Origin of the sequence: Blautia sp. HCP3S3_C12 (assembly GCF_052064155.1) — a bacterium.
Lineage (GTDB): Bacteria > Bacillota > Clostridia > Lachnospirales > Lachnospiraceae > Blautia_A.
Map to the genome: position 1 here is coordinate 145,810 of NZ_JBQHWC010000002.1, position 24,238 is coordinate 170,047.

Sequence of the window (24,238 nt, forward strand, 5' to 3'; positions counted from 1 at the left end):
GAAGGCTGGGAAAGGAAATTTAACGTATGAAGATTGAAGGAAATCAGAAGGAATTAGACGCAATGGCTGAGTTTCATAAAGGAAACCGCGCAGAGGGTCTGCGTCTGCAGGAGGAATTCGCGGCAGAATTTCGTGAAGAATACAAGGAGAAGGATCACTGTTCCTGCCAGAAGGCCTGTCGTTATCACGGAAACTGCAAGGAATGTGTGGCAATCCACAGAGCACACCAGGAACATGTTCCTAACTGTATGCGGCCTCTGCTCAATAAGAAGTTGAAACTGTTATCAGAGCTGACAGAACATACGCTGGCAAATGAGATAGAGGCACCGCATGAAATCCTGAGAAAGCCATCAAAAAGCTGAAAAATTCAGAAAATGCACTGGAAATAAAACGATGAAAGGCATAAAAGAGATATTAATATGAGCGATAATAAGAATGTAAATCAGGACAAAGGTCTTCAGGGAAATGAAAAAATAGAGCAGGCGATCGCTGCTCTGCAGCAGGAAGCCACTCAGGAAATGCTGGCACATACACTGACTGTAATCCGTAGACGAATGAGAGAAAACGGCCAGTTTATCCTTTCAGTAGAACCGCCCACAGGAGACAACCAGCTCCGGATCGGCACAGTGAAAACCGGAGATGGAAAAGTCTGGTGGGCGGCATTTACAAGCTTTGAGGAAGAACTGAAAGGCGGCGGAAGCGTACAATCCACTTTTCTGACAGACATAGATCAGCTTTTTCATTCAGCATTACAGGTAAATGAGATTGAGGGAATTATTCTTAACCCATGGAATCGGACGATCATGTTGGATAAGAACCTGATTAATATTATTCTGGGAAATATATAGTTCCCATTTTGTTTAATTCAGGCAATATTGTAACCAGCATGGTAATAAAGCACAGAGAACCACCGATCACATTGGATACCGGCTCTGCCATAAACACGCCATCTGTACCCATGTGTAATCCATAGGGCAGGAAATAAGTCAGCGGAACCACGATAAATACTTTACGAAGCAGGGAGAAAAAAATCGCCTGCTTTTTTTTATTTAATGATTTAAACACTGTCTGACCAATATACTGCAGATCCATAAAAATAAAGGCTGCGAAGTAAAGCTTCAGTGCAGGAACTGCATCCTTTAATAGCAGTTTGTCTGAACTGAAGATCCCGATCAGAAATTCAGGGGCAATGAGAATAACGCTCCACATGATACCTGTATAAATCAGAACCATAATGATTAGAACAACCCCTGCTTTCTTTACCCTGTCAGGACGTCTGGCTCCGTAATTGTAGCTGAGAACAGGAGAGGTTCCCTCATTGATCGCATGGATAGGTGTCTCCACCATCTGGCGAACACTGGATATAATAGTCATGACAGAGATATAAATATCACCGCCTGTCACGGAAAGAACATTATTGCAGCAGATACTTACCAGGCTATTAGTCAGCTGCATGATAAATCCGGCAGACCCCAGACTGATGATATCCCTGGCATGTCTGGTGCACTCAGAAATCTCATTTATATGAATCCATCTTACCTTCAATTCTGATTTTCCATGAAGAAAATAAAATACAAGCAAGGCAGAGAGAATCTGAGAGATGACAGTAGCAATCGCTGCACCCTTAATCCCCATATCCAGAACAAAAATAAAAATTGGATCAAGAATAATATTTGTCACTGCACCGACTGTTACTGACAGCATACCGATAATGGCATATCCCTGTGCATTGATAAAAGGATTCATTCCTGTTGCTATCATGGAAGGGAGAGTACCCAGAAGGTAAATCATCAGATAGGGATACGCATAAACCAGAGCATCATCTGAAGCACCAAACAGAGTCAGTAAGGGGCGGGCAAAAAGAAATCCGATCAGCATCAGCACAGCAGCACTTCCACATAACATGGTGAAAGCAGTATTCATGATCATGTCAGCAGTCCTGGAATCTCCTTTTCCGCGGTTGATAGAGAAAATTGGTGCACCTCCGGAACCAAAGAGATTACTGAAAGCAGTAATGATCATGATGATCGGAAAGCATAAGCCCACAGCGCCAAGTGCAGTTGTTCCTATATCATGGATTCTGGCGATATAGATACGGTCCACAATGTTGTATAAAAGATTCAATATCTGCGCTGCCAGCATGGGAAGCGCAGCGCTTAATATATTGTTGGTTACAGTTCCGTTTTCAAAATCAATTCGTTTCATTATAAATTTTCCTATGTATTCTTAGAAATCAGTAGATTTCCTATGTAAATCGCTATTTTTATGCTTATTGCTAAGTTCAAAAGTTTTATCGTGCATATAAGTATATCATAAAGTAAACAGAAATTCACTCTGATACAGTGGTGTTGGAACAAAATAGTTACTGTTCACTCCGTTCACAGTAACGTAGCCAAAATTCATTCCAGATTGCCTGCGGCAATGGAATTTTGGCTTGTATGTCTCGGGATTTTGGCATATTCATGCCAAAACACCTCGCGGGACAGTGGCATGTGAACAGTAACACAAAATATTCTCTGAAATTGTCATAAGTCATGATACAGAGAATAAAAAAGCATTTTTTATCCATACTATTTTCATGTAACAAAATACAGTATTTCTTAAAAAAGGAGACAACAGACTATGATTTTAAAAGAAAAGGAACGTTCAGTAATCGAAGATCTTCAGACACAAGAGAAAAGCTGTGTGGAAAAGTATGGAAAATACGCAGAACAGGCCAGGGACCCGGAGCTTAAAAATCTTTTCCGTAATATCCAGCAGGAAGAACAGAAGCATTATGAGTCTTTGTCAATGATTCTTTCCGGAAGTGTGCCTGAATGTAACTGTAATGACAGATCAGGCAGAGATTATCAGCCAAAAGCGGTCTATACAGCTATGAGTTCACCGGAAGACAAAGAGCACGATGCGTTTCTTGCAACAGACTGTATTGGTACAGAGAAGCTGGTGTCAGGAACATACAATGATGATGTATTTGCCTTTGGCGATAGTGGTGTACGCAAGCTGCTGGCAGATATCCAGATTGAGGAACAGAACCATGCAGAGATGCTGTATAAGTATAAAACAGTGAATGGAATGGCATAAGAAGTTTTAAGGCATTGAGCAGAGTGGCATATTGGGGAAATTTTAATTACCTGACAGGAGACAATTGGTTCTGACTGTCTCTTATCAGGCACATCTTATTTTACAAAAAATATGACGGTATAAATGTTGGGATATTTTATGAAAAATCTTGTAAAACGCCATATTATACTATAATTACTTCCTTCACTGTCATTCCAGACAGATAATAGATATATCGTAAATTGGAAAGGGAGATTTTGCAAGAGAATGTTATGGAAGAATTGTAAGGTCCAGGTTTTCGTGTTAATATATCCATATACAAAAGAAGAACAGTTCCAGTTCTCCGGAGGGGAGAAATCATGCGTGATGAGACGAAGATAGAAGGGAAAAGAACCAGAAGAGAACGGGATATTTGAGTATATGAATGGAATTCGTGTGGTCTGTCCTTTTGAGGATGAGATTTATGAGGTCGTAGAACTTTTAAAGCTGCAGAAAGATATTGAAATTCTTAAGATCAAAGATTATATAAAAGATCCCAAGAAAAATGGATATCGAAGCCTCCATCCCATTGTGCAGGTACCAATCTATTCTGCTGATGGACCGCAGAAGGAACCGGTAGAAATTCAGCTCAGAACCCTTGCTATGGATTATTGGTCTGTGCTGGAATATCAGTTGTATTATAAGAAAAGTGAGAACGAAGAAGTGGCAGCAGAGCTAAAAGAATATGCTGAGGAAATCGCCCGGCTAGATGGAAAAATGTTGAAGATGCGGAATAAAATCGAGAAGATCTAGAATAAAAAAATATTATCTATGTACTGCCTGGATTTTTATTTTTGAAATCCAGGCAGTTATTTTAATACCAGCGTGTCATTGGCAGATCATTATTGATTCCTTTAGTCATCAGAATCTGGTGCAGATCAATAATTCCGTTATGGAAGGTTGCAGCACATGCTGACAGGTAAAGTTCCCACATACGCAGGAAGGATTCATCAAACATGGTCTTTTCCTTTTCTATATTATCACGGAAATTCTTTTCCCAGTGGAGCAGAGTTTTATTGTAATGCAGACGCAGATTTTCAATGTCCAGAGTGTGGAAATTGTCCTCTGCCATATGATTCAGGATTTCTCTCAGACTGGGAACGGTTCCGCCTGGAAAGATATATTTCTTGATCCATGGATCTCCCGGATGTTCTTTCAGCGCGCTGATAAAATGAAGCAGGAATAATCCGCCCGGCTTCAGAACTTTCTCTACACAGTCAAGGAAGAGCTGATAATTGTCACGGCCAACATGTTCCAGCATTCCCACACTGACTACCCGGTCAAACTGATAGTCATGCTTTGGCAGATCGCGGTAATCCATCAGTTCCACTGTAAGATAATCTTCCAGGCCCTGGGCTTTGATGCGCTTTTGGAATTCTGTATATTGTTCGTGGCTTAAAGTGATTCCTGTACCATGTACTTTGTATTTTTTTGCAGCCTCAATCAGCAGAAAACCCCATCCGCAGCCGATATCAAGAAGACTCATACCTTCTTCCAGATGCAACTTTTTCAGAATATAATCTACTTTATTGACCTGTGCCTGATATAAAGAGTCATCTTTATGAATGAAGTAGCCACAGGAATAACTCATGGTTTCGTCCAGCCATAATTTATAAAAATCATTTCCGATATCATAGTGGCTGGTGACTTCCTTTTCCTGATTCTTTTTGGATGTAGAACTGAACATGATTTTTTTCAGAGCAGATTCATTGGTAGAAAATTTACCCATCTGTCCCAGAAAATGATCCAGTGCCTCGTAAAGATTTCCTTCAATATCCAGATCTCCCCGCATATAAGCCTCGCCTAATGCCAGGGAAGTGCTTTTTAGCAGCTCGGCCAGAGGAATTGTTTTCTTAAAATTTACTGTAAATGTGGGTTCTCCCTCTCCGATTGGATATTCGGAATTCTTGAACCTTACCAGAAATGGATAGTCCGTAAAGCGTTCAAGGAACTGCACCATTGCTTTTTCTTCAGCCTTTTCTCCTAATGTCTCAAACATAATAGTTTACCTCCTTTAACACAAAACTATGATACACCTTTGGGGGCGCTTATCGTCAAGGGGAGAATTAAACAAAGATATCTGGAAAATTGGTCAGACTTGTAGCAGAATAATGGAAATAGAAGAAGAAACAAAAAGTTCACAAAAAACATCTTGACCATCAAAGAAACACAAGTTATAATCCCCTATATAAAAATTTTCGTGCAAAGAGCAGACAATGGGGTCTGAGAAAGAATCCCATTGTCTGCTCTTTTTTGCATATTATAATCCGCACAATTCGAGAGGAGGAATATCATGAGGCTGAATCCCAAAGAACAGGAAAAATTAATGCTTCATATGGCAGGAAATCTTGCAAAAGAGAGAAAGGAAAGAGGTCTGAAACTGAATTACGTGGAGGCACTTGCGTATATCAGTTCTGAACTCCTGGAGCTTGCAAGAGATGGTAAAACAGTAGTAGAGCTGATGCAGCTTGGAACCAAGATTCTTACAAAGGATGACGTAATGGACGGTGTTGCTGATATGATCGGTGAAGTCCAGGTAGAGGCAACATTTCCGGATGGAACCAAGCTTGTGACAGTACATAATCCAATTCAGTAAGGAGGAGAATGAGCATGAAGATCGGTGAAATTATGGCTGCAGATCGTGAGATCACACTTAATGAAGGCAAGAAAACAGTGACAGTAACAGTGGCAAACAAAGGCGACAGACCGGTTCAGGTCGGTTCTCATTTTCACTTCTTTGAAGTAAATAAATGCCTTTCTTTTGACAGGGAAAAAGCCTATGGATATCATCTGGACATTCCTTCAGGAACATCTGTAAGATTTGAGCCGGGTGAAGAAAAAGAGGTTCAGCTTACAGAAATGGGCGGCAGACAGAGAGTATTCGGACTGAATGATCTCACCCGCGCACAGGCAACTGACGATACAAAAGCAGCATCCATGGAAACTGCGAAATTAAAAGGATTTCTGTAAGGAGGGACAATAATGAGTACAAAAATTTCCGGAAGCAAATATGCGGCAATGTATGGCCCGACTACAGGAGATAAGGTACGTCTGGCAGATACAAGCCTTGTGATCGAGGTAGAAAAAGATTATACAACCTATGGAGACGAAGTAAAGTTCGGCGGCGGCAAGACAATCCGTGACGGTATGGGACAGTCTGTAAAAACCTGCAGTAAAGACGGAGATCTGGATCTGGTAATTACCAATGCATTGATCGTAGACTCTACAGGAATCGTAAAAGCAGATATCGGTATCAAAGACGGCAAAATCGCAGGAATCGGTAAAGCCGGAAATCCGGACATCATGGATGGTGTCACACCCGGAATGACAGTGGGTGCATCTACAGAAGCACTTGCAGGAGAAGGAATGATCGTAACTGCAGGTGGAATTGATACCCATATCCATTTCATCAGCCCACAGCAGATCGATTGTGCATTATACAGTGGTGTAACTACTATGATCGGAGGTGGTACAGGCCCTGCAGACGGTACAAATGCAACTACCTGTACACCAGGACCATGGAATTTGAGAATGATGTTAAAGGCAGCCGAGGAATACCCGATGAACTTAGGCTTCCTTGGAAAAGGTAACTGCTCAGACGAAGCTCCTCTCATTGAGCAGGTCAAGGCCGGAGCTATGGGACTGAAGATTCATGAGGACTGGGGTGCAACACCTGCAGTTATCAATCACTGTCTGAATGTGGCAGATGAATATGATGTACAGGTTGCCATCCATACAGATACATTAAATGAAGGTGGATGTGTGGAAGATACACTTGCAGCCATCGGCGGCAGAACCATCCATACTTATCATACAGAGGGGGCAGGCGGTGGACATGCACCGGATATCATTCGCGCAGCAGCAGCTCCGAACGTACTGCCATCCTCCACAAACCCAACAATGCCATATACAGTAAACACTCTGGATGAGCATCTGGATATGCTGATGGTCTGCCATCACCTTGACAAGAGAATTCCGGAAGATGTTGCATTTGCAGATTCCCGAATCCGTCCTGAGACAATCGCAGCAGAGGATGTTCTTCATGATATGGGTATCTTCAGTATGATGAGCTCTGACTCTCAGGCTATGGGACGTGTAGGTGAGGTTATTACACGTACCTGGCAGACAGCAAGTAAGATGAAAGATGAGAGAGGTGCACTTCCGGAAGATGCAGGACATGACAATGATAATTTCCGTGTAAAACGTTATATCTCCAAATATACCATTAATCCGGCAATCACACACGGTATTTCCCAGTATGTGGGTTCTGTGGAAGAAGGTAAATTCGCAGACCTCGTTCTCTGGAATCCTGTATTCTTTGGTGCAAAACCGGATATTATCATCAAAGGCGGTATGATCATTGCATCTAAGATGGGCGATGCAAATGCATCCATTCCGACTACACAGCCGGTTCTCTATCAGCCAATGTTTGCAGCTCATGGAAAAGCTAAGAACGAAGCTTGCCTGACCTTTGTATCCCAGGCTGCCATGGATGAGAATGTAAAAGAGAAATACGGTCTTGAGAAAACTGTAGTACCTGTAAAGGGATGCAGAAATATCAGCAAAAAAGATATGGTATTTAACGACAGAACACCGGAACTGACTGTAGATCCGGAGACATATAAGGTTACTGTTGACGGCGAAGAGATCACTTCCAAACCGGCAGAGAAGCTTCCGCTGACACAGCTTTACAGTCTGTTCTAAACAACTTTAAACCATTACATTCTGGTTATCTGATCATAAAAATGATATTCGCAGGACTGTTATTTATGGAGTTTTGTGAGAACTTTTATAAGAACTTACCAAACGATATAATGACAGTCCTGTCAGATTTAACAGAAAAATATACTGAAGAAGCAGGAGAGGAGAGAATATTATGTTAGGAGTTTGTCTTTTGTTCGTAGGAATCGTACTGATCAACAACGGTATGTGTTCTTTATACAATGTAGACGGAAAATCAACCGCCATTATGAACATCTTTACAGGTGGTCTTTCTTTATTTATTAACTTTGTCAATCTGGTGCAGGGCAATTATTATGCAGCAGGAACAGGACTGCTGTTTTGCTTTACCTATCTTTTCGTAGCCCTGAGTAAATTCCTGAAAGCAAGCCCTATCCCATTTGCATGGTTTTCTACTTTTGTATCCATCAATGCGGTGATCTTCGGTACAATCGAGGGATTTACAGGAAGCACTGCACTGGGAATCACACCGGATCTGCGCTGGGCAGCAATCTGGTATCTGTGGGCAATTCTCTGGGGAACTGCTTTCGTAGAAGATATCTGCGGAAAAAAACTGGGAAAATTCGTTCCATATCTTCAGGTATTTGAAGGAATCGTAACTGCATGGGTTCCTGGAGTTATGATGTTGCTTCAGATTTGGTAAGATTCAGGAGGTCGAAAATAATGCTGTGTGAACAGGTTTTGGGAAAGCTTCATGATTTTGATACTACAGGAAAAACAATAGAATATGTAGATATTGAATGGCACGAAGCATTCAAGAAAATACATAAAAAAACAACAGACAAAGGAATAGAAGTGGGAATCCGCATGGACGATTCCATTCTCGCCAGAGGTCTGTATCAGGATGATGTGATCTACGCAGATGATGAGAAGCTTGTAGTGGTAAATACACCGCCATGCGAAGTTATCCGTGTTTCTCTGACTCCGGGACATGAGAAAATGTCTGCAAAAGTCTGTTATGAAATCGGAAACAGACACGCACCGCTTTTCTGGGGAGAGAATGATACGTTTATCACGATCTATAATGAGCCAATGCTTGTTATGCTTCAGAAAATCCATGGAGTTCAGGCGGAGAAAGAAGTGCTGAAGCTGGATTTTGACAGGAGAATTTCTGCAAGTATTCATAATCATCATCATTAATAACAACGGAGGTTCTTCATGTCAGAAAAACAGTTCTATCTTCTACAGGTAAATGATGCGCTGTTTCCCATCGGAGGATATTCCCACTCCCAGGGACTTGAGACTTATATTCAGCGTGGAATTGTCCACAATGTAGACACAGCCAGAGAGTATATTACTCACAAAATCAAATGGAATCTTGCATATACAGAACTTCTGGCAGCCAGACTTGCATACGAAGCAGCAGAGAAAAAAGACCTGCAGGAACTTCTGTACCTGGAAGAACTTCTGGAAGCATCCAGAATTCCTATGGAACAGAGAGAAGCCGCCAGAAAAATGGGTTCCCGTTTCGCAAAAACCATTGAAAAGCTGGGGCTTTCTATCAGTGAAACAGGGATTTTCAGAGAATATCTGGATGCAAGAAAGGGAAAAGCAGTAAATCATTGCTGTATTTACGGAGTTTTTTGTGCGGAAATGCAGATTCCTCTGGAAGAGGCGCTGACACATTATCTATACGCCCAGACATCTGCAATCGTCACCAACTGCGTAAAAACAATCCCCCTCAGCCAGACATCCGGGCAGCAGCTTCTGAGCGGATGCTATGGGGAATTTGATGAGATATTAAAGAATGTCATGAACAGAAGCGAGGAGGACTTATGTCTCTCTGCACCTGGATTTGATATCAGAGGAATCCAGCATGAGAAGTTGTATTCCAGATTATATATGTCGTAAGAAAGAAAAGAGGAAATCGGTATGTCATACGTAAAAATCGGAGTTGCCGGACCTGTGGGTTCCGGAAAAACAGCACTTATTGAAGCACTGTCAAGAAAGATGGCAAAGGATTACAGCATTGGTGTCATCACAAATGATATCTACACAAAAGAAGACGCCCAGTTCCTTGCAAAGAACAGCGTTCTTCCTGTAGAGAGGATCATTGGTGTAGAGACAGGTGGATGCCCTCACACAGCCATCCGTGAAGATGCTTCCATGAATCTGGAAGCAGTAGATGAGATGATGGAACGCTTCCCTGATATTGAACTTCTTTTCATCGAAAGCGGCGGAGATAACCTGTCTGCAACATTCAGTCCGGAGCTGGTAGATGCAACTATCTTCGTCATTGATGTAGCAGAAGGAGATAAGATTCCGCGTAAAGGCGGTCCTGGAATCACACGTTCTGATCTTCTTGTAATTAATAAGATAGACCTGGCTCCATATGTAGGTGCAAGTCTGGAAGTAATGGAAAGAGACTCCAAAAAAATGCGTGGTGACAGACCATTCCAGTTTACAAATATCCGCGGAGATGAGAACGTAGATAAAGTGGTAGAGTGGATCAAGAAAAACGTACTCCTGGAAGGAATGTAAAGGAAAATGCCTATGGATAACAAATTCGGAAAGATATCCCGTATCAGCGCCTGCGCAGCCTTAAAAGAAGGCAAGACCATTCTCGAAGATCTGTCTTTCACAGCACCATACAAGATTATGATGCCCTTCGAAAAAGAAAACGGTGGGATCCAGATCATGCCTCTCTGTGCTTCCGCCGGAATTATGGCAGGTGATTCCCAGGAATTTTCCTACCATGTAAAGGAAGGTGCAGATCTGGAAGTCCTGTCCCAGTCCTTTGAGAAAATCCACAAAATGGACGAAGGCTCAGCCGCCCGAACTATTGAAGTACAGGTAGACAAAAACGCTACATTATACTACTATCCCCAGCCGGTGATTCCTTTCGCACAGTCAGCCTTTGACAGCAAAACGACTATCCATCTGGAAGACGCAACCTCCCGTTTATTCCTGCTGGAGATCATCTCCTGTGGTCGAAACGCTCATGACGAACGTTTTCAGTACCGCAGATTCTCCTCAAAAGTCCTGCTGTACAGAGGGGACAAACTCATCTATCGCGACAACACCCGCTACGAACCGGACAAAATGCCCATGGAAGGAATCGGAATGTACGAGGGCTACACACATATGGCAAACCTGTTTCTTTCTAAGATCTGCAGCAGAGATGGTGAAAGTTGCAGTCAGGAATCCGGGAGTGTAAAGTCAGCAGATTCAGCAATCAATCTGGAACTTCAGGAAAAAATCTGGCAGATCCTTGACGAAGATTCAGAAATAGATGGCGGAGTTACCCGTCTCACAACCGGAGATCTGGCATTGAGAATCTTCGGTCATCGTGCTCAGAAACTGCAGCAGGTAGCGGAAAAAATCAAAAAGTTATACGAAACAGAACAGAGATAAAAAATGGCGGGATTTCCCGCCATCAGATTGTAGATAAACTTGGTGTTGGGCTATACACATTATACGTGCATAGCCTCGATCCATTCTTTTTCTTTAAATCCGGTAAGTACAAAGTCATCCCCGATTACCAGCGGTCGTTTCACCAGCATTCCGTCTGTGGCAAGAAGCTTCAGCTGTTCATCTTCAGACATATCTTTTAACTTATCTTTCAATCCCATTTCCTTATAGAGCATCCCACTTGTATTAAAGAATTTCTTCAGTGGAAGACCACTTTTGGTGTACCATTCTTTTAATTCTTCATAGGTAGGATTTTCTTCTTTAATAGCCCGTTCTTCATAACTGATATTGTGTTCATCCAGCCATTTCAGAGCTTTCATGCAGGTGCTGCATTTGCGGTAAACTAAAACTTTCATAGACATTCTCCTCGTATAGATTTATCGTAACTATTTACAGGTAATTACTTCCTCCATTATTGTTTCAGATAGATATATCATAAATTGGAAAGGGCGATTTTGCAAGAGAATGTTGTGGAAGAATTGTAAGGCTTAGATTTTCATGTTAATATATCCATATACAAAAGAAAAAACAGTCCCAGTTCCCCGGAGAGGAGAAATCATGCGTGATGAGACGAAGATGGACGTATATACGTCTGGAGTGACTGGCGCAGAGTATGATGCAGGAATGAAACAGCTTATGAGTAATAAGGAGATTATTGTTCCTATCCTGCAGATGACAGTGTCGGAGTTTAACCGAATCAAGTAAGTCCCCTGCTTCAATTGCGAGAAGCAATAAGCAGTGGGTGGGACTTGCTTGTATCAGGAGGGGTACAAGCCCCTCCTGATAAACTGCGGAGCAGTTATTCGGTTATGAGCAAGTAGCGAAAGCGGATTGCGAATATCCGATTGACAACGTGCCGTATGGGAAGCTCTTTTAAGCCCCTCATTCCTGCTCTCTGTCTATTCCTTCGGCATTTATATTATTGCCAGAAATTTCCGATCCTATTCCAGAGGTCGGGTGTGGGCAGAGCCCACAAAAGGCAATAATCATGATGCCTTACTTGTCATACAAAAAAATCGAAAATGATGTATATAATTTTCCTACATGGCAATACTGTAAGTACAAAGATATATTCGACAGCCGCATAATCATTAATTCGACAGCAAAATTTTACATATCTATTTCTTATCAGAAAGATTTACTTTCCATAGACACAAGAATTTTTACACCCTCTACTCTTTTGATAATTCGGTGGTATCCTCTTTGTGGATTTCAGAATTTGTTTCTCAGCTTTCGGTATTCTCTCGGCGAATATCCTTTCAACTTGTGAAAAAGCCGACTGAAATAAAGCTGGTTATCATATCCGACAATCTTAGAAATCTCATTGATGGAATAGGTTGTTGTTTCAAGTAACATCTGGGCATTGTTAATTCGGATTCCCACAATAAACTGCATTGGTGTAGAACCTGTGTATTTTTTGAAGTTTCGGATAAACCAGCTGACACTCATTCCACGTGAGGCAGCATAATCATCTATGCTAATATTCTGGTTATAATTTTCACTGAAAAAGGTAACTGCTTTATCCATCTCATGATCAAGATATTCATTTTTTAATATGTGCTCTCTTGTCAGTTCCCGGTGGAAACTGATCAGAAGATGACGGAGCAGAAGGACAAGCATTTCCTCATAATTATCTTGGCAACGCTGAAGCTCGATGATAATACGCTTGAAAATCTGTTCGTATTCCATAGAGGTTCCGACCTGAAATACACGCTCTTTATCCGGGAATCCATATTGCCGTAGGATATTTTTTACATTGTTGCCTGTAAAATGAATCCAGTATACTTCTATCTTATCTTTTCCATAATATTCATATTTCTGAAGTTCCTTCGGTCTGTACAGTACAATATTACCGGCGGGGACAATCGTTTCGTTATCCACATTGTCAAAATGAAAATGCCCACAACCAGCAGTGATATAGATAATCTGATAATCCAGGCGTCCCCTTGGACGGTAGGTTGGTAACTTTGGATGGCTGGAAAGGCGGTAAGTACCGCAACTTCCTACAACCAGTGGGCGACTTTTGTCTTTGAAATCCATATGGGAGTGGTTTAAATAACCGGTATTCATATACATATGGTAGCACCTCTTTTCCTTTTTTTGTTATTGTATCATTTAGTGCATATTTTGTCTAATCCAATTCATAGACATGTTTTGCAGATTAGGATAAGATATATATAGCAAAACAGAGAAACGTAAACATAAAAATAAAAGACAAGGTTTGCTGTGGAAAAACAAAGTGCAAAAAAATGTATATGTATTAAAGGAGAGTTATTTATGATTGTACCACGTTATTATGAGGATTTAAGCGTACTGCATGAAAATACAATGCCAGCCAGAGCCTATTTTATTCCGGCATCCAAAAGAATGGATAACCTGGTGGAGCACAGGGAAGAGTCAGACCGAATGCAGTTATTGAACGGAACTTGGAAGTTCCAGTATTTTAACAGTATCTATGATGTTCAGGAACCCTTCTTTGAGAAAGATTATGATACAGAAAATTTTGATGAGATTCATGTTCCGAGTGTATGGCAGATGGCAGGATATGACACACATCAGTATACAAACATCAGGTATCCGTTCCCATTTGATCCACCGTATGTACCACAGGATATTCCATGTGGAACATATGCACATACCTTTGTTTATCACAAAGATGAAAATGCACCAAAAGCTTTCTTGAATTTTGAAGGAGTAGACAGTTGCTTTTATGTATGGATCAATGGCTCTTATGTAGGGTATAGCCAGGTTTCTCATATGACCAGTGAGTTTGATATCACCGACCTCCTTCGGGACGGAGAGAACAGCATAGCGGTTCTGGTCATGAAGTGGTGTGATGGTTCCTATTTGGAAGATCAGGACAAATTCCGTATGAGTGGTATTTTCCGGGATGTGTACATTTTGAAACGCCCAAAACAGGCAATCAGTGATTATCATATTAAAACAAGAATTGATGATATGCTTGCGAAAGTAGAAATTGAAATGAAATTCTACTCTCCGTTAAATGTAAAAATTTCGATTGAAGATAGAAACGGAGCAGTTGTAGCACTAGGAAGTATTGCTGAAGAAGGAACAGCTGTATTAGAAATCGCAAGTCCGGAACTTTGGAATACAGAAAATCCATATCTCTATAAACTGATTCTTGAAACAGAGAATGAAGTAATTGTAGATCACATTGCATTAAGAAAGATAGAGATTAAAGACCAGGTTATTTATTTAAATGGACAGAAGATTAAATTCCGTGGTGTCAATCGACATGATTCTGATCCGGTTACTGGATTTACAATCAATCCGGAACAGATTACAACCGATCTTACGTTAATGAAGCAGCATAATTTTAATGCGATCCGTTCCAGCCACTATCCGAACGCACCATTTTTCTATGAAATGTGTGACAAGTATGGATTCATGGTAATAGATGAAGCAGATATTGAAGCTCATGGTCCATTTATGATCTACAGAAAAGAAGACACTGATTACAATCGGTTCAAACGATGGAATGAGAAGATTGCAGATGATCCGGTATGGGAAGAGGCAATCGTTGATCGCGTAAAACTCATGGTGGAACGTGACAAAAACCGTTTCTGTATTGTTATGTGGTCAATGGGAAATGAGAGTGCTTATGGCTGCAACTTTGAAAAAGCACTGGAATGGACAAAGAATTTTGATCCAGACCGTATCACACAATATGAGAGTGCAAGATACCGTAATTATGATGAAACATATGATTACAGCAATCTGGATGTGTACAGCCGGATGTACCCAGCGCTTTCCGAAATTCAGGAATATCTGGATAAAGATGGAAGCAAACCCTTCCTTTTGGTAGAGTACTGTCACAGCATGGGAAACGGACCTGGAGATTTTGAAGATTACTTCCAGATGATTCAGGATAATGATAAAATGTGCGGCGGCTTTGTCTGGGAATGGTGTGACCATGCGATTGCTCATGGAACTGCTGAGAATGGAAAGACTATATATGCTTATGGGGGCGACCATGGCGAAGAAATTCATGATGGCAACTTCTGTATGGATGGATTAGTATATCCGGACAGAACGGTACATACAGGACTTTTGGAATACAAGAATGTTTATCGCCCGGCAAGAGTTGTTTCCTATAACAAAGAAAGCGGAGAACTGGTGCTTCATAACTACATGGATTTTGATGACTTGAAAGCTTATGTGAAGATTAGTTATGAGCTGACACAGGATGGTCTTGTGATCAGCAAAGGCATACTTCCGGAGTTTTCTGTGGCACCACACGGGGAAGGAAAAACAAACCTGAAGATCAATGTTCCAGAGAATGGAAAATGTTATTTAAAACTTATTTACCATCTGAAAAAAGAATTGCCATTGTTGGATGAAGACCATATTCTTGGATTTGATGAAATTGAGGTAAGTAAAGAGGATACAAAATGTAAACTTGCAGAGAAATGGATACCAAAAACAGTAGTGGACTCTGAATTACAGGTAAATGAAAATGATACACAGATTCATATCAAGGGGCGTGAATTTGCTTATACCATAGACAAACGTACTGCACTCTTTACAGAGATGAAATTCGCAGGGCGGGAATACTTGAACTATCCGATGGAATTAAATATTTGGAGAGCTCCAACAGATAACGATATGTACATCAAGTCTGAATGGAAGAAAGCCCACTATGATAAGGCTTACACAAGAGCCTATACGACAGAGGTTGTGCAGGGAAAACATGGTGTGAAGATTACAAGCCATGCTTCCGTTGTGGCAGAGACAGTACAGAAGATTCTTGATGTGACGATTACATGGAAAATAGAAGCTGCTGGAAAGATTGATGCAGATATTGTAGTAACAAAAGACGATGAATTCCCGGATCTTCCGAGATTTGGTGTGAGGATGTTCCTGGATAAAAAACTTTCAGCTGTAAGATACTTTGGAATGGGACCACAGGAAAGTTATTGTGATAAACATCAGGCTGCGAGCCACGGTTTGTACCGGGCAGATGTAGGGGATTTACATGAGGACTATATCCGTCCACAGGAAAATGGAAGCCATTATGATTGTGAATATGTAGAGCTTAACAACAGCCGATATGGAATTGTGGCATCCGCAGAAAAGGCATTTTCATTCAATGCTTCTTATTATACACAGGAAGAACTTGAGAAGAAAACGCATAATTATGAATTAATAGAATCAGATAGTGTAGTATTCTGTGTTGACTACGCATTAAATGGCATTGGTTCTAATAGTTGTGGTCCAGTTGTATTGGAGCAGTACCGATTTGATGATGTATTATTCCGGTTTCAGTTTACACTGATACCGTATGTAAAGGGATAATAAAGTTTCATGTAACCCGTAAACAAGGAAAGAGAGTCTGATTGTAATGTAAAGTCCGGATATACAGAGCAATCAGACAAAATCAGAGAAAAAAACAGAATTAGATATCATACGGTTAGCCATATTGAGATTCTAAGTGCGATGAAGATGAGGAGCAAAGAAATTCGATGGAAGAAAAAAAGTATTTGAAATGGTATAACAAAATTGGATACGGATCAGGTGATATTGCAGGTAATGTAGTCTATGCGTTCCTGACATCTTTTATGATGGTCTATCTGACGGACTCGGTAGGACTTGCTGCAGGTGTCGTGGGTACCCTGATTGCCGTATCAAAACTATTTGATGGTTTTACGGATATATTTTTTGGATCAATGATTGACAAAACACACAGTAAAATGGGAAAAGCGAAACCCTGGATGCTATACGGATATATTGGTTGTGCCATTACGCTGGTCGGCTGCTTTGCAGTACCGGTGAGTTTGGGAACAACGGCTAAATATGCATGGTTCTTTATTTCTTATACACTGTTAAATGGTGTGTTTTATACAGCAAACAATATTGCTTATTCAGCACTTACGTCACTGATTACAAAGAACAGCAAAGAGCGTGTACAGATGGGATCTTACCGTTTTATTTTTGCATTTTCAACAAGTCTTCTGATTCAGGCGATTACAGTTGGATTTGTAGATAAATGTGGTGGAGATGCTGCGGCATGGAGAACGGTTGCTATTATCTATGCAATCATAGGTCTGGTCGTAAATACGATTTCAGCACTTTCTGTTAAGGAACTTCCGGAGGAAGAACTTAATGAAGGAGAAGTAAAGAATGATAATGAAAAGTATGGAATGGTACAGGCATTCAAGCTTCTTGTCAAAAACAAATATTACATGATGATTTGTGGAACATATATTTTACAGCAGTTATATGGTGCCATGATTGGAGCTGGCATTTATTACATGACATGGGTACTGAAAAATAAGAATTTGTTTGGACAATTTGCATGGGCAGTAAATATTCCACTGATCATTGCCCTGATTTTCACACCGACATTAGTTGGTAAGTGGAAAGGTATGTATAAACTGAACTTAAGAGGTTATGTCTTAGCAGTCATCGGTAGAGCACTTGTTGTTGTTGCAGGATATATGGGCAGTGTTCCGCTGATGATGGCATTTACAGCTCTTGCAGCCTTAGGTCAGGGACCATGGCAGGGAGATATGAATGCAGTTATCGCATCCTGCTCTGAGTACACTTATCTTACACAGGGAAAGAGAATTGACGGAACGATGTACTCTTGTACTTCTCTTGGCGTAAAAATCGGTGGAGGTATTGGAACCGCTGTTGTTGGATGGCTGCTTGAGTTCAGTGGATATATTGGAACAAATGCAACTCAGCCGCAGTCTGCACTTGATATGATGCAGTTTATGTATCTTTGGCTTCCGTTAATCTTTGATGTATTGATTATGTTTGTACTTTCAAGAATGAATGTAGAAGATGCAAATAAAAAACTGAAAGCAGAAAAAGAAATTGCTGCAGATGAAGTAACAGATGCATCAGACATAAATTAGAATTGACAGGAGAAAGCGTTGTCTGGTCATTGCTCGATGAGACAGTGCTTTTTTCTATATATAAAGTGATTGAACTGTATTTTGAAAATAAAAAAGGACCACTTCATTTTTGTGAAATGGCCTTAAGAAAATATTCAGTTTTCACAAAATAGTCCTTTTAGTATTTATACATGGTAAGGATGCTCAAAATATTCAGTGTAGAATACTAAAAGGTCATTCAGATATTTTTTTAGGTTGCTCATTTGCAATTCCTCCTTTCCTTATTTACAAGTTGATTATAAGATAGGTGTAAAAGGATTGCTTGCCAAATCGAAAGAAGATATAGACAAATGTTGCAAAGGGGAGTATTTCATGCAGTTAAAATATGTTGACACAAAAGAGGAGATCATAGCAATAAATAGGAAGTCAAAACATATTGAACCACATCTTCATAATGCACTGGAGATCGTTTGTGTAACAAGTGGAGCATTAGAACTTGGTGTCGGACAGGAACTATACCATATGGAAAAAGGAGATATAGGCTTTGTATTTCCAGATGTTATTCATCACTATCAGGTACTGACACCCGGTGTAAATAAAGCGACTTATCTGATTGCATCGCCATTTACGATAGCCAAATTTGCAGATATCATGCAATCCATGGCTCCTGAATACCCAATCATCAAAGCGGAAAAGGTTGAACCGGAGGTATATAGGGTTATAAATGCAATTTTAGAGACAGAACAGTCGGATATTACTGTTGCACAGGCATATCTTCAAATTGTGTTGGCACGCTGCATAGGAAAATTAAATTTGGTAGAAAAGAGCAGTGTGGGGAGCAACGATCTTATTTACCAGACAGTTTCCTATATATCAGCAAATTTCAAGAAGAAGTTTTCGTTAGAAGAGATGGCAAAAGACCTGGGCGTGAGCAAATATGTTTTATCCAGACTCTTTTCCAAGACATTCCATAGAAACTTTAATCAATATCTTAACGATGCAAGGCTGAACTATGCATGCCATCGTTTGGAAAATACGAGTGATTCTATTACAAATATTTGTCTGGATAGTGGATTTGAAAGTCAGAGAACGTTTAACCGAGTATTTAAAGAAAGATATAAAATATCACCAAGTGATTATCGAAGTACTTGTGTGAAAGAGATGTTGTCATAAAAGGTTCTGTTGATCGAAATATTTACTTTGATTTTACAGTGCTATGTATTTGATTTCATGTGTGGATGATATAATATAAAAATATTTGTAGAAAAAAGAGTTTTATTCTATTATGAAAAGAGTAAGGTGTATTCTAAAGAAACAAGAAAGGCAAGGCGCAGACGCTTTAACAGAGCTGGAAAACATGAAAGAAAAATGGGGGAAGAAATATCCGTACGCGATCAGTAACTGGGAAAATAATTGGGAAGATGTAAGTTCCTTTTTCCAGTTTTCTAATGATATCAGACGCATTATGTACACGACAAATATCATAGAAGGATTGAACCGCCAGTATCGGAAAGTCACGAAAACGAAAAGCGTATTCCCAAGCGATTCTGCATTGGAAAAGATGCTGTATCTTGCCAGCGAGAACGTAGTCAAAAAGTGGACGCAGAGATACCGGAACTGGGATCAGGTATTGAATCAGCTGATAGTCCTTTACGGAGAACGGCTTACTGCTTATCTGTAAGAGAAAAGAAAAGCAGGAATGGGAAGCTCTTTTAAGCCCCTCATTCCTGCTCTCTGTCTATTCCTTCGGCATTTATATTATTGCCAGAAATTTCCGATCCTATTCCAGAGGTCGGGTGTGGGCAGAGCCCACAAAAGGCAATAATCATGATGCCTTACTTGTGCAAAATTTTACATATCTATTTCTTATCAGAAAGATTTACTTTCCATAGACACAAGAATTTTTACACCCTCATGTATTGTGAATATCTGCTGAAATCAATTTCCTGATTTTAATGCGTCTTCCAGGAATTTCACCGCATCTCTGACACAGTCATCACAGGAGCGGATTACCTTTCCGGTCTCCACGCCCTTTAAGTCTTTACATATTACAGTTCCGTTCTGCTGTTTAAACTGATTCATGACAGAGCGGACAGTCTGAGAGGTTCCTGCTTTGTCCTGGTTAATAAGTCCTGCTACAACTGCAGCACCGGAGATTGCTCCGCATGTACCGGCCATAGTGCCAAGACCTGCACCGAATCCCTGTGTGATCTTTTTGAGTGTATCCTCATCCATAGATGCTTCTTTACAGAAAGAACAGGCCACAGCCTGTGCACAGTTATAGCCGTTATGTTTCTTTTCTACTGCTTTTTCACATCTTGAGTTTTCCATATATAATTCTCCTTCGTATTAATTTTCATTAAAGATATAGTATATGATAGCACCTGGGGCCTGTTTTTACAACATTCATAAAACTTTTCAATTTACAAAGATTTTACTTTAGTGAGATTTTACATTTAACTTTGAATTTTTATAATAGAACTTGTAAATGAGGCAACATGATTTAAAAAATAAAAATATTAAAAGGGATGAGTCATCAGGATTACATGAAAAATAAAAAGCATGGCTCATCAGAAGAGGAGAAAATTATCATGAAGAAAAAAATCGCAACAATTCTTACAGCAGCAGTTATCGGAGCAACAGCAGTTACAACAATCGTAAGTGCAGCAAGCGGAGACATCACAGTTGTATCCCGTGAGGATGGTTCCGGTACACGTGGAGCATTCGTAGAACTGTTTGGAATTGAAGAAGAGCAGGATGGCCAGAAGGTTGATATGACAACAGAAGAGGCAAGTGTTACAAACAGCACATCTGTTATGATGACAACAGTAGCCGGCGATGAGAATGCAATCGGATATATTTCCTTAGGTTCTCTGGATGACACAGTAAAGGCTGTAAAGATTGACGGTGTAGAAGCAACAGCTGAGAATGTTTCCAATGATACATATAAGATTGCACGTCCTTTCAACATCCTGACAGGAGAGAAGGAAAGCGATGCTGCAAAGGACTTTGTAAACTATATCATGAGCTCTGACGGACAGAAGATCGTAGAGGACAACGGCTATATCAAAGAAGCAGCAGATGCCAAGGCTTATGAAGCAGCAGACGGAGTTTCCGGTAAAGTAGTAGTTGCAGGTTCTTCTTCAGTAACACCGGTTATGGAGAAACTTGCAGAAGGCTATGAAGCAGTAAATAAAGACGTAACTGTAGAAGTTCAGCAGAGTGATTCCACAACAGGTGTAAACATGGCAGCAGAAGGAACAGCAGACATTGGAATGGCTTCCCGTGAGCTGAAAGATGAAGAAAAGGATCTGGGATTGACAGCAACTGTGATTGCAAGAGATGGTATTGCAATTATCGTAAACAAAGATAATGATATTGATGAGCTGACAAGTGATCAGGTGAAATCCGTTTACACAGGCGAGACAACAACCTGGGAAGGTCTTGCAAAATAATTCAGTGAAGCATGATCACTGAATCAGAAGTCTGAACAGAATTGAAACATAAGAAAAGCGGTCCGCTTGCCGTGGAAAATAGCCAGGCGGACTGCTTTATGTGTGTATTTCTTTGAAAGGAAGAAATACATTTATAGAAGAAAGGTGTTATTTATGAACCATTTTAAAGAAAAAGGTATGAAAATTATCTTCATGGCTGCAGCCTGTACTTCAGTACTGGCAGTATTCCTGATCTGTGCATTCCTTTTTGCAAACGGAATTCCGGCTATGGGAAAAATCGGTCCGCTGAAGTTCCTTCTTGGTACAACATGGAAGCCTTCCAATGAAATTTTTGGAATTCTCCCCATGATCGTAGCCAGTATTTATGTTACAGCAGGAGCTATTCTTCTGGGTGTACCGATCGCATTATTTACTTCTGTGTTTATGGCACGCTATTGTCCAAAAAAAATCTACAGACCTTTGAAATCAGGAATTGAGCTGATGGCCGGTGTACCTTCTATAGTATATGGCTTCTTTGGACTGGTTCTCATCGTTCCCCTGATCCGACAGATTTTTGGCGGTACAGGAACAAGTATGCTGGCAGCCTGTATTCTTCTGGGAATGATGATCCTGCCAACTATCATAGGCGTGACAGAGTCAGCGATCAGAAGTGTACCGGAAAGCTATTATGAAGGCTCTCTGGCATTGGGAGCAACGAAAGAGAGAAGTATTTTCTGTGTTATGCTTCCGGCAGCAAAATCTGGTATTCTGGCAGCAGTGGTACTGGGAATCGGCCGTGCAATTGGTGAGACAATGGCGGTAGTCATGGTAGCTGGTAATCAGCCGAGAATGCCACAGGGAATCCTGAAGGGGGTTCGTACAATGACTGCAAATATCGTTACAGAGATGGGATATGCAACAGGTCTTCACAGAGAGGCTCTGATTGCAACAGCAGTAGTGTTGTTTGTATTTATCCTGATCATTAATTTAAGTCTTTCTTTATTGAACAGGAGGGCAGAACATGCAAATTGAGACAGCGGCAGCTATTGAAGTGCCAAAGGGTAAAAAACAGAATGAATCTTCTTTTGCAGATCAGATGAGATCCTATCTGAGACATCCGGGATCCGGTGTATTGGCATTGATCACACTTCTTGCATCTGTGCTGACCTTTGCACTGCTGGTATTTTTGGTTGGATATATCCTGGTAAAAGGTATTCCTTATCTTTCAGCAGATTTATTCAGCCTGAACTATACTTCAGAGAATCTGTCTTTACTGCCTTCTCTGATCAATACCTTTATACTTACAGTACTTTCCCTGGTGATCGCTGCACCTTTGGGAATCTTTGCAGCAATCTATCTGGTAGAATATGCCAGAAAGGGAAGCAAACTGGTGAAGGTGATCCGTATTACAGCGGAAACACTTTCAGGAATTCCCTCTATTGTATATGGTCTGTTTGGTATGCTGTTCTTTGTAACTGCACTTCACTGGGGACTGTCCCTTTTGTCCGGTTCTCTTACACTGGTAATTATGATCCTTCCACTGATCATGCGTACAGCAGAGGAAGCTTTAAAATCGGTTCCGGATTCTTATCGTGAAGCAAGCTTCGGACTGGGCGCAGGTAAGCTTCGTACTATTTTTACCATTGTCCTTCCGTCAGCAGTACCTGGTATTCTGGCAGGTGTGATCCTGGCCATCGGACGTGTAATCGGCGAAACAGCAGCCCTGATCTATACGGCAGGTACTGTGGCTGAGGTACCTCAGAACATTATGGGTTCCGGACGTACCCTGGCTCTGCACATGTATGTACTTTCAGGCGAGGGACTTCACATGAATCAGGCATCTGCAACAGCAGTAGTCATTCTGGCCTTTGTTCTGGTGATCAACTTCCTCTCCGGAGCTATTGCCAAAAGAATTGCGAAAGGATAAAAGAACATGAGTAATGGCACAAAAATAACAGTTGAAAATATGAATTTACATTACGGAAAATTCCATGCATTGAAAGATATCAATATGGCAATTCCGGAGAAAGAAATCACAGCATTTATCGGACCCAGCGGATGCGGTAAATCCACACTGCTTAAATCCTTAAACAGAATGAATGATCTGGTTGAGGGCTGTGTGATCACTGGTAAGGTTGAATTGGATGGAGAGGATATTTACGGAGATATGGATGTGAATCTCCTGAGAAAAAGAGTGGGAATGGTATTCCAGAAGCCTAATCCTTTCCCTATGAGCATTTATGATAACATTGCATATGGACCGAGAACTCACGGTATCCGTTCCAAAGCCAGACTGGATGATATTGTAGAAAAATCTCTCCGTGATGCAGCTATCTGGGATGAAGTAAAAGATAGATTGAAAAAAAGCGCACTGGGTATGTCCGGTGGTCAGCAGCAGAGACTTTGCATTGCCAGAGCACTGGCAGTTCAGCCGGAGGTACTTCTGATGGATGAGCCTACATCCGCACTTGACCCTATCTCAACTTCCAAGATCGAGGAGCTGGCGATGGAGTTGAAGAAGGATTATACCATTGTTATGGTAACTCATAATATGCAGCAGGCCACCCGTATTTCTGATAAAACAGCCTTCTTCCTTCTGGGAGAGGTAGTTGAATTTGATGATACTGATAAACTGTTCTCTATGCCTTCTGATAAGCGTACAGAGGATTATATTACAGGAAGGTTTGGTTGATT

General features: G+C 40.8%; 25 protein-coding genes and 1 pseudogene. 21 read left to right on the forward strand and 5 right to left on the reverse strand.

Going from position 1 to position 24,238, the window contains the following annotated elements:
- The first annotated feature begins 26 nt into the window (after positions 1-26).
- Positions 27-362, forward strand: coding sequence for a hypothetical protein (locus ACTNDS_RS02790; RefSeq protein WP_019163047.1), 336 nt, complete (start codon positions 27-29; stop codon positions 360-362).
- A 57-nt stretch (positions 363-419) separates the two neighbouring features.
- A complete protein-coding gene (locus ACTNDS_RS02795) occupies positions 420-848 on the forward strand; it encodes an SseB family protein (protein WP_019163046.1) in 429 nt (142 codons plus the stop codon).
- On the opposite strand, the gene ACTNDS_RS02800 is transcribed toward ACTNDS_RS02795, so the two are convergent.
- Entirely contained in the window at positions 829-2,205 is a 1,377-nt protein-coding gene (locus ACTNDS_RS02800; protein WP_441033429.1) for an MATE family efflux transporter, read from the reverse strand. The genes ACTNDS_RS02795 and ACTNDS_RS02800 overlap by 20 nt on opposite strands.
- Before the next feature lie 417 nt (positions 2,206-2,622).
- On the opposite strand from ACTNDS_RS02800, the gene ACTNDS_RS02805 reads away from it, so the two are divergent.
- Both ACTNDS_RS02805 and ACTNDS_RS02810 read left to right on the forward strand, forming a co-directional pair.
- A complete protein-coding gene (locus ACTNDS_RS02805) occupies positions 2,623-3,081 on the forward strand; it encodes a ferritin-like domain-containing protein (protein ID WP_025581036.1) in 459 nt (152 codons plus the stop codon).
- A gap of 399 nt (positions 3,082-3,480) precedes the next feature.
- The gene (locus ACTNDS_RS02810) at positions 3,481-3,852 is read left to right on the forward strand and encodes a GTP pyrophosphokinase (RefSeq protein WP_441033434.1); all 372 of its coding nucleotides are present in this window, start codon (positions 3,481-3,483) and stop codon (positions 3,850-3,852) included.
- A gap of 61 nt (positions 3,853-3,913) precedes the next feature.
- Here the strand turns inward: ACTNDS_RS02810 and ACTNDS_RS02815 are convergent, their stop codons facing one another.
- Positions 3,914-5,098: a class I SAM-dependent methyltransferase gene (locus tag ACTNDS_RS02815; RefSeq protein ID WP_441033436.1), complete on the reverse strand. Its 1,185-nt coding sequence runs from the start codon at positions 5,096-5,098 to the stop codon at positions 3,914-3,916.
- A 294-nt stretch (positions 5,099-5,392) separates the two neighbouring features.
- Between ACTNDS_RS02815 and ureA the strand changes: the two genes are divergently transcribed.
- From ureA to ACTNDS_RS02855, 8 genes are all read left to right on the forward strand, one after another.
- Complete coding sequence (ureA, locus tag ACTNDS_RS02820) at positions 5,393-5,695, forward strand: urease subunit gamma (RefSeq protein WP_008705098.1); 303 nt, start codon at positions 5,393-5,395, stop codon at positions 5,693-5,695.
- A 14-nt stretch (positions 5,696-5,709) separates the two neighbouring features.
- Positions 5,710-6,069 (forward strand): urease subunit beta, encoded by a 360-nt coding sequence (gene ureB, locus ACTNDS_RS02825; RefSeq protein WP_019163039.1) that lies wholly within the window; start codon positions 5,710-5,712, stop codon positions 6,067-6,069.
- 12 nt (positions 6,070-6,081) lie between these two features.
- The gene (gene ureC / locus ACTNDS_RS02830; RefSeq protein WP_118136090.1) at positions 6,082-7,803 is read left to right on the forward strand and encodes an urease subunit beta; all 1,722 of its coding nucleotides are present in this window, start codon (positions 6,082-6,084) and stop codon (positions 7,801-7,803) included.
- 172 nt (positions 7,804-7,975) lie between these two features.
- Positions 7,976-8,482, forward strand: coding sequence for an AmiS/UreI family transporter (locus ACTNDS_RS02835; RefSeq protein ID WP_441033442.1), 507 nt, complete (start codon positions 7,976-7,978; stop codon positions 8,480-8,482).
- A gap of 20 nt (positions 8,483-8,502) precedes the next feature.
- Positions 8,503-8,979 carry an urease accessory protein UreE gene (locus tag ACTNDS_RS02840; protein WP_441033444.1) on the forward strand — a complete coding sequence of 159 codons (477 nt, stop codon included), beginning with the start codon at positions 8,503-8,505 and terminating at the stop codon, positions 8,977-8,979.
- An 18-nt stretch (positions 8,980-8,997) separates the two neighbouring features.
- Positions 8,998-9,690, forward strand: coding sequence for an urease accessory protein UreF (locus ACTNDS_RS02845; protein WP_441033447.1), 693 nt, complete (start codon positions 8,998-9,000; stop codon positions 9,688-9,690).
- A gap of 21 nt (positions 9,691-9,711) precedes the next feature.
- Positions 9,712-10,320: an urease accessory protein UreG gene (ureG, locus tag ACTNDS_RS02850; protein ID WP_008705089.1), complete on the forward strand. Its 609-nt coding sequence runs from the start codon at positions 9,712-9,714 to the stop codon at positions 10,318-10,320.
- A 12-nt stretch (positions 10,321-10,332) separates the two neighbouring features.
- Positions 10,333-11,193, forward strand: coding sequence for an urease accessory protein UreD (locus ACTNDS_RS02855; RefSeq protein ID WP_441033451.1), 861 nt, complete (start codon positions 10,333-10,335; stop codon positions 11,191-11,193).
- Positions 11,194-11,252: 59 nt separating this feature from the next.
- Here the strand turns inward: ACTNDS_RS02855 and ACTNDS_RS02860 are convergent, their stop codons facing one another.
- On the reverse strand, positions 11,253-11,612 hold the full coding sequence (locus ACTNDS_RS02860; RefSeq protein WP_195565305.1) for an arsenate reductase family protein: 360 nt from the start codon (positions 11,610-11,612) through the stop codon (positions 11,253-11,255).
- 196 nt (positions 11,613-11,808) lie between these two features.
- Between ACTNDS_RS02860 and ACTNDS_RS02865 the strand changes: the two genes are divergently transcribed.
- Positions 11,809-11,955, forward strand: coding sequence for a hypothetical protein (locus ACTNDS_RS02865; protein WP_441033455.1), 147 nt, complete (start codon positions 11,809-11,811; stop codon positions 11,953-11,955).
- A 507-nt stretch (positions 11,956-12,462) separates the two neighbouring features.
- Here ACTNDS_RS02865 and ACTNDS_RS02870 read toward each other — a convergent pair.
- On the reverse strand, positions 12,463-13,326 hold the full coding sequence (locus ACTNDS_RS02870; RefSeq protein WP_441033457.1) for an AraC family transcriptional regulator: 864 nt from the start codon (positions 13,324-13,326) through the stop codon (positions 12,463-12,465).
- Positions 13,327-13,527: 201 nt separating this feature from the next.
- Here ACTNDS_RS02870 and ACTNDS_RS02875 point away from each other — a divergent pair, with 201 nt between their 5' ends.
- The 4 genes and pseudogenes from ACTNDS_RS02875 to ACTNDS_RS02890 all read left to right on the forward strand — a co-directional run.
- The gene (locus tag ACTNDS_RS02875) at positions 13,528-16,566 is read left to right on the forward strand and encodes a glycoside hydrolase family 2 TIM barrel-domain containing protein (RefSeq protein ID WP_441033460.1); all 3,039 of its coding nucleotides are present in this window, start codon (positions 13,528-13,530) and stop codon (positions 16,564-16,566) included.
- 167 nt (positions 16,567-16,733) lie between these two features.
- Positions 16,734-18,131, forward strand: a complete 1,398-nt coding sequence (locus tag ACTNDS_RS02880; protein ID WP_441033463.1) for an MFS transporter — start codon at positions 16,734-16,736, stop codon at positions 18,129-18,131.
- Positions 18,132-18,482: 351 nt separating this feature from the next.
- Positions 18,483-19,283, forward strand: a complete 801-nt coding sequence (locus ACTNDS_RS02885) for a helix-turn-helix transcriptional regulator (RefSeq protein ID WP_019163021.1) — start codon at positions 18,483-18,485, stop codon at positions 19,281-19,283.
- Positions 19,284-19,377: 94 nt separating this feature from the next.
- A pseudogene (locus ACTNDS_RS02890) lies at positions 19,378-19,791 on the forward strand (transposase); the annotation flags it as partial.
- A gap of 257 nt (positions 19,792-20,048) precedes the next feature.
- Here the strand turns inward: ACTNDS_RS02890 and ACTNDS_RS02895 are convergent.
- Positions 20,049-20,441, reverse strand: coding sequence for a C-GCAxxG-C-C family protein (locus tag ACTNDS_RS02895; protein WP_441033466.1), 393 nt, complete (start codon positions 20,439-20,441; stop codon positions 20,049-20,051).
- 260 nt (positions 20,442-20,701) lie between these two features.
- Between ACTNDS_RS02895 and ACTNDS_RS02900 the strand changes: the two genes are divergently transcribed.
- The 4 genes from ACTNDS_RS02900 to pstB all read left to right on the forward strand — a co-directional run bounded on the left by ACTNDS_RS02900 (position 20,702) and on the right by pstB (position 24,236).
- Positions 20,702-21,565, forward strand: a complete 864-nt coding sequence (locus ACTNDS_RS02900) for a substrate-binding domain-containing protein (RefSeq protein WP_441033468.1) — start codon at positions 20,702-20,704, stop codon at positions 21,563-21,565.
- Positions 21,566-21,718: 153 nt separating this feature from the next.
- The gene (gene pstC / locus ACTNDS_RS02905) at positions 21,719-22,576 is read left to right on the forward strand and encodes a phosphate ABC transporter permease subunit PstC (protein WP_173743309.1); all 858 of its coding nucleotides are present in this window, start codon (positions 21,719-21,721) and stop codon (positions 22,574-22,576) included.
- Positions 22,566-23,471 carry a phosphate ABC transporter permease PstA gene (gene pstA, locus ACTNDS_RS02910; RefSeq protein WP_441033471.1) on the forward strand — a complete coding sequence of 302 codons (906 nt, stop codon included), beginning with the start codon at positions 22,566-22,568 and terminating at the stop codon, positions 23,469-23,471. The genes pstC and pstA overlap by 11 nt, the downstream gene beginning before the upstream one ends.
- Before the next feature lie 6 nt (positions 23,472-23,477).
- Positions 23,478-24,236 (forward strand): phosphate ABC transporter ATP-binding protein PstB, encoded by a 759-nt coding sequence (pstB, locus tag ACTNDS_RS02915; RefSeq protein ID WP_019163015.1) that lies wholly within the window; start codon positions 23,478-23,480, stop codon positions 24,234-24,236.
- The last annotated feature ends 2 nt before the right edge of the window (positions 24,237-24,238 follow it).

Coding starts and splice junctions, on each gene's coding strand:
- ACTNDS_RS02790 (WP_019163047.1), top strand. CDS start 27: ATGAAGATTGAAGGAAATCAGAAGGAATTAGACGCAATGGCTGAGTTT.
- ACTNDS_RS02795 (WP_019163046.1), top strand. CDS start 420: ATGAGCGATAATAAGAATGTAAATCAGGACAAAGGTCTTCAGGGAAAT.
- ACTNDS_RS02800 (WP_441033429.1), bottom strand. CDS start 2,205: ATGAAACGAATTGATTTTGAAAACGGAACTGTAACCAACAATATATTA.
- ACTNDS_RS02805 (WP_025581036.1), top strand. CDS start 2,623: ATGATTTTAAAAGAAAAGGAACGTTCAGTAATCGAAGATCTTCAGACA.
- ACTNDS_RS02810 (WP_441033434.1), top strand. CDS start 3,481: ATGAATGGAATTCGTGTGGTCTGTCCTTTTGAGGATGAGATTTATGAG.
- ACTNDS_RS02815 (WP_441033436.1), bottom strand. CDS start 5,098: ATGTTTGAGACATTAGGAGAAAAGGCTGAAGAAAAAGCAATGGTGCAG.
- ureA (WP_008705098.1), top strand. CDS start 5,393: ATGAGGCTGAATCCCAAAGAACAGGAAAAATTAATGCTTCATATGGCA.
- ureB (WP_019163039.1), top strand. CDS start 5,710: ATGAAGATCGGTGAAATTATGGCTGCAGATCGTGAGATCACACTTAAT.
- ureC (WP_118136090.1), top strand. CDS start 6,082: ATGAGTACAAAAATTTCCGGAAGCAAATATGCGGCAATGTATGGCCCG.
- ACTNDS_RS02835 (WP_441033442.1), top strand. CDS start 7,976: ATGTTAGGAGTTTGTCTTTTGTTCGTAGGAATCGTACTGATCAACAAC.
- ACTNDS_RS02840 (WP_441033444.1), top strand. CDS start 8,503: ATGCTGTGTGAACAGGTTTTGGGAAAGCTTCATGATTTTGATACTACA.
- ACTNDS_RS02845 (WP_441033447.1), top strand. CDS start 8,998: ATGTCAGAAAAACAGTTCTATCTTCTACAGGTAAATGATGCGCTGTTT.
- ureG (WP_008705089.1), top strand. CDS start 9,712: ATGTCATACGTAAAAATCGGAGTTGCCGGACCTGTGGGTTCCGGAAAA.
- ACTNDS_RS02855 (WP_441033451.1), top strand. CDS start 10,333: ATGGATAACAAATTCGGAAAGATATCCCGTATCAGCGCCTGCGCAGCC.
- ACTNDS_RS02860 (WP_195565305.1), bottom strand. CDS start 11,612: ATGTCTATGAAAGTTTTAGTTTACCGCAAATGCAGCACCTGCATGAAA.
- ACTNDS_RS02865 (WP_441033455.1), top strand. CDS start 11,809: ATGCGTGATGAGACGAAGATGGACGTATATACGTCTGGAGTGACTGGC.
- ACTNDS_RS02870 (WP_441033457.1), bottom strand. CDS start 13,326: ATGTATATGAATACCGGTTATTTAAACCACTCCCATATGGATTTCAAA.
- ACTNDS_RS02875 (WP_441033460.1), top strand. CDS start 13,528: ATGATTGTACCACGTTATTATGAGGATTTAAGCGTACTGCATGAAAAT.
- ACTNDS_RS02880 (WP_441033463.1), top strand. CDS start 16,734: ATGGAAGAAAAAAAGTATTTGAAATGGTATAACAAAATTGGATACGGA.
- ACTNDS_RS02885 (WP_019163021.1), top strand. CDS start 18,483: ATGCAGTTAAAATATGTTGACACAAAAGAGGAGATCATAGCAATAAAT.
- ACTNDS_RS02895 (WP_441033466.1), bottom strand. CDS start 20,441: ATGGAAAACTCAAGATGTGAAAAAGCAGTAGAAAAGAAACATAACGGC.
- ACTNDS_RS02900 (WP_441033468.1), top strand. CDS start 20,702: ATGAAGAAAAAAATCGCAACAATTCTTACAGCAGCAGTTATCGGAGCA.
- pstC (WP_173743309.1), top strand. CDS start 21,719: ATGAACCATTTTAAAGAAAAAGGTATGAAAATTATCTTCATGGCTGCA.
- pstA (WP_441033471.1), top strand. CDS start 22,566: ATGCAAATTGAGACAGCGGCAGCTATTGAAGTGCCAAAGGGTAAAAAA.
- pstB (WP_019163015.1), top strand. CDS start 23,478: ATGAGTAATGGCACAAAAATAACAGTTGAAAATATGAATTTACATTAC.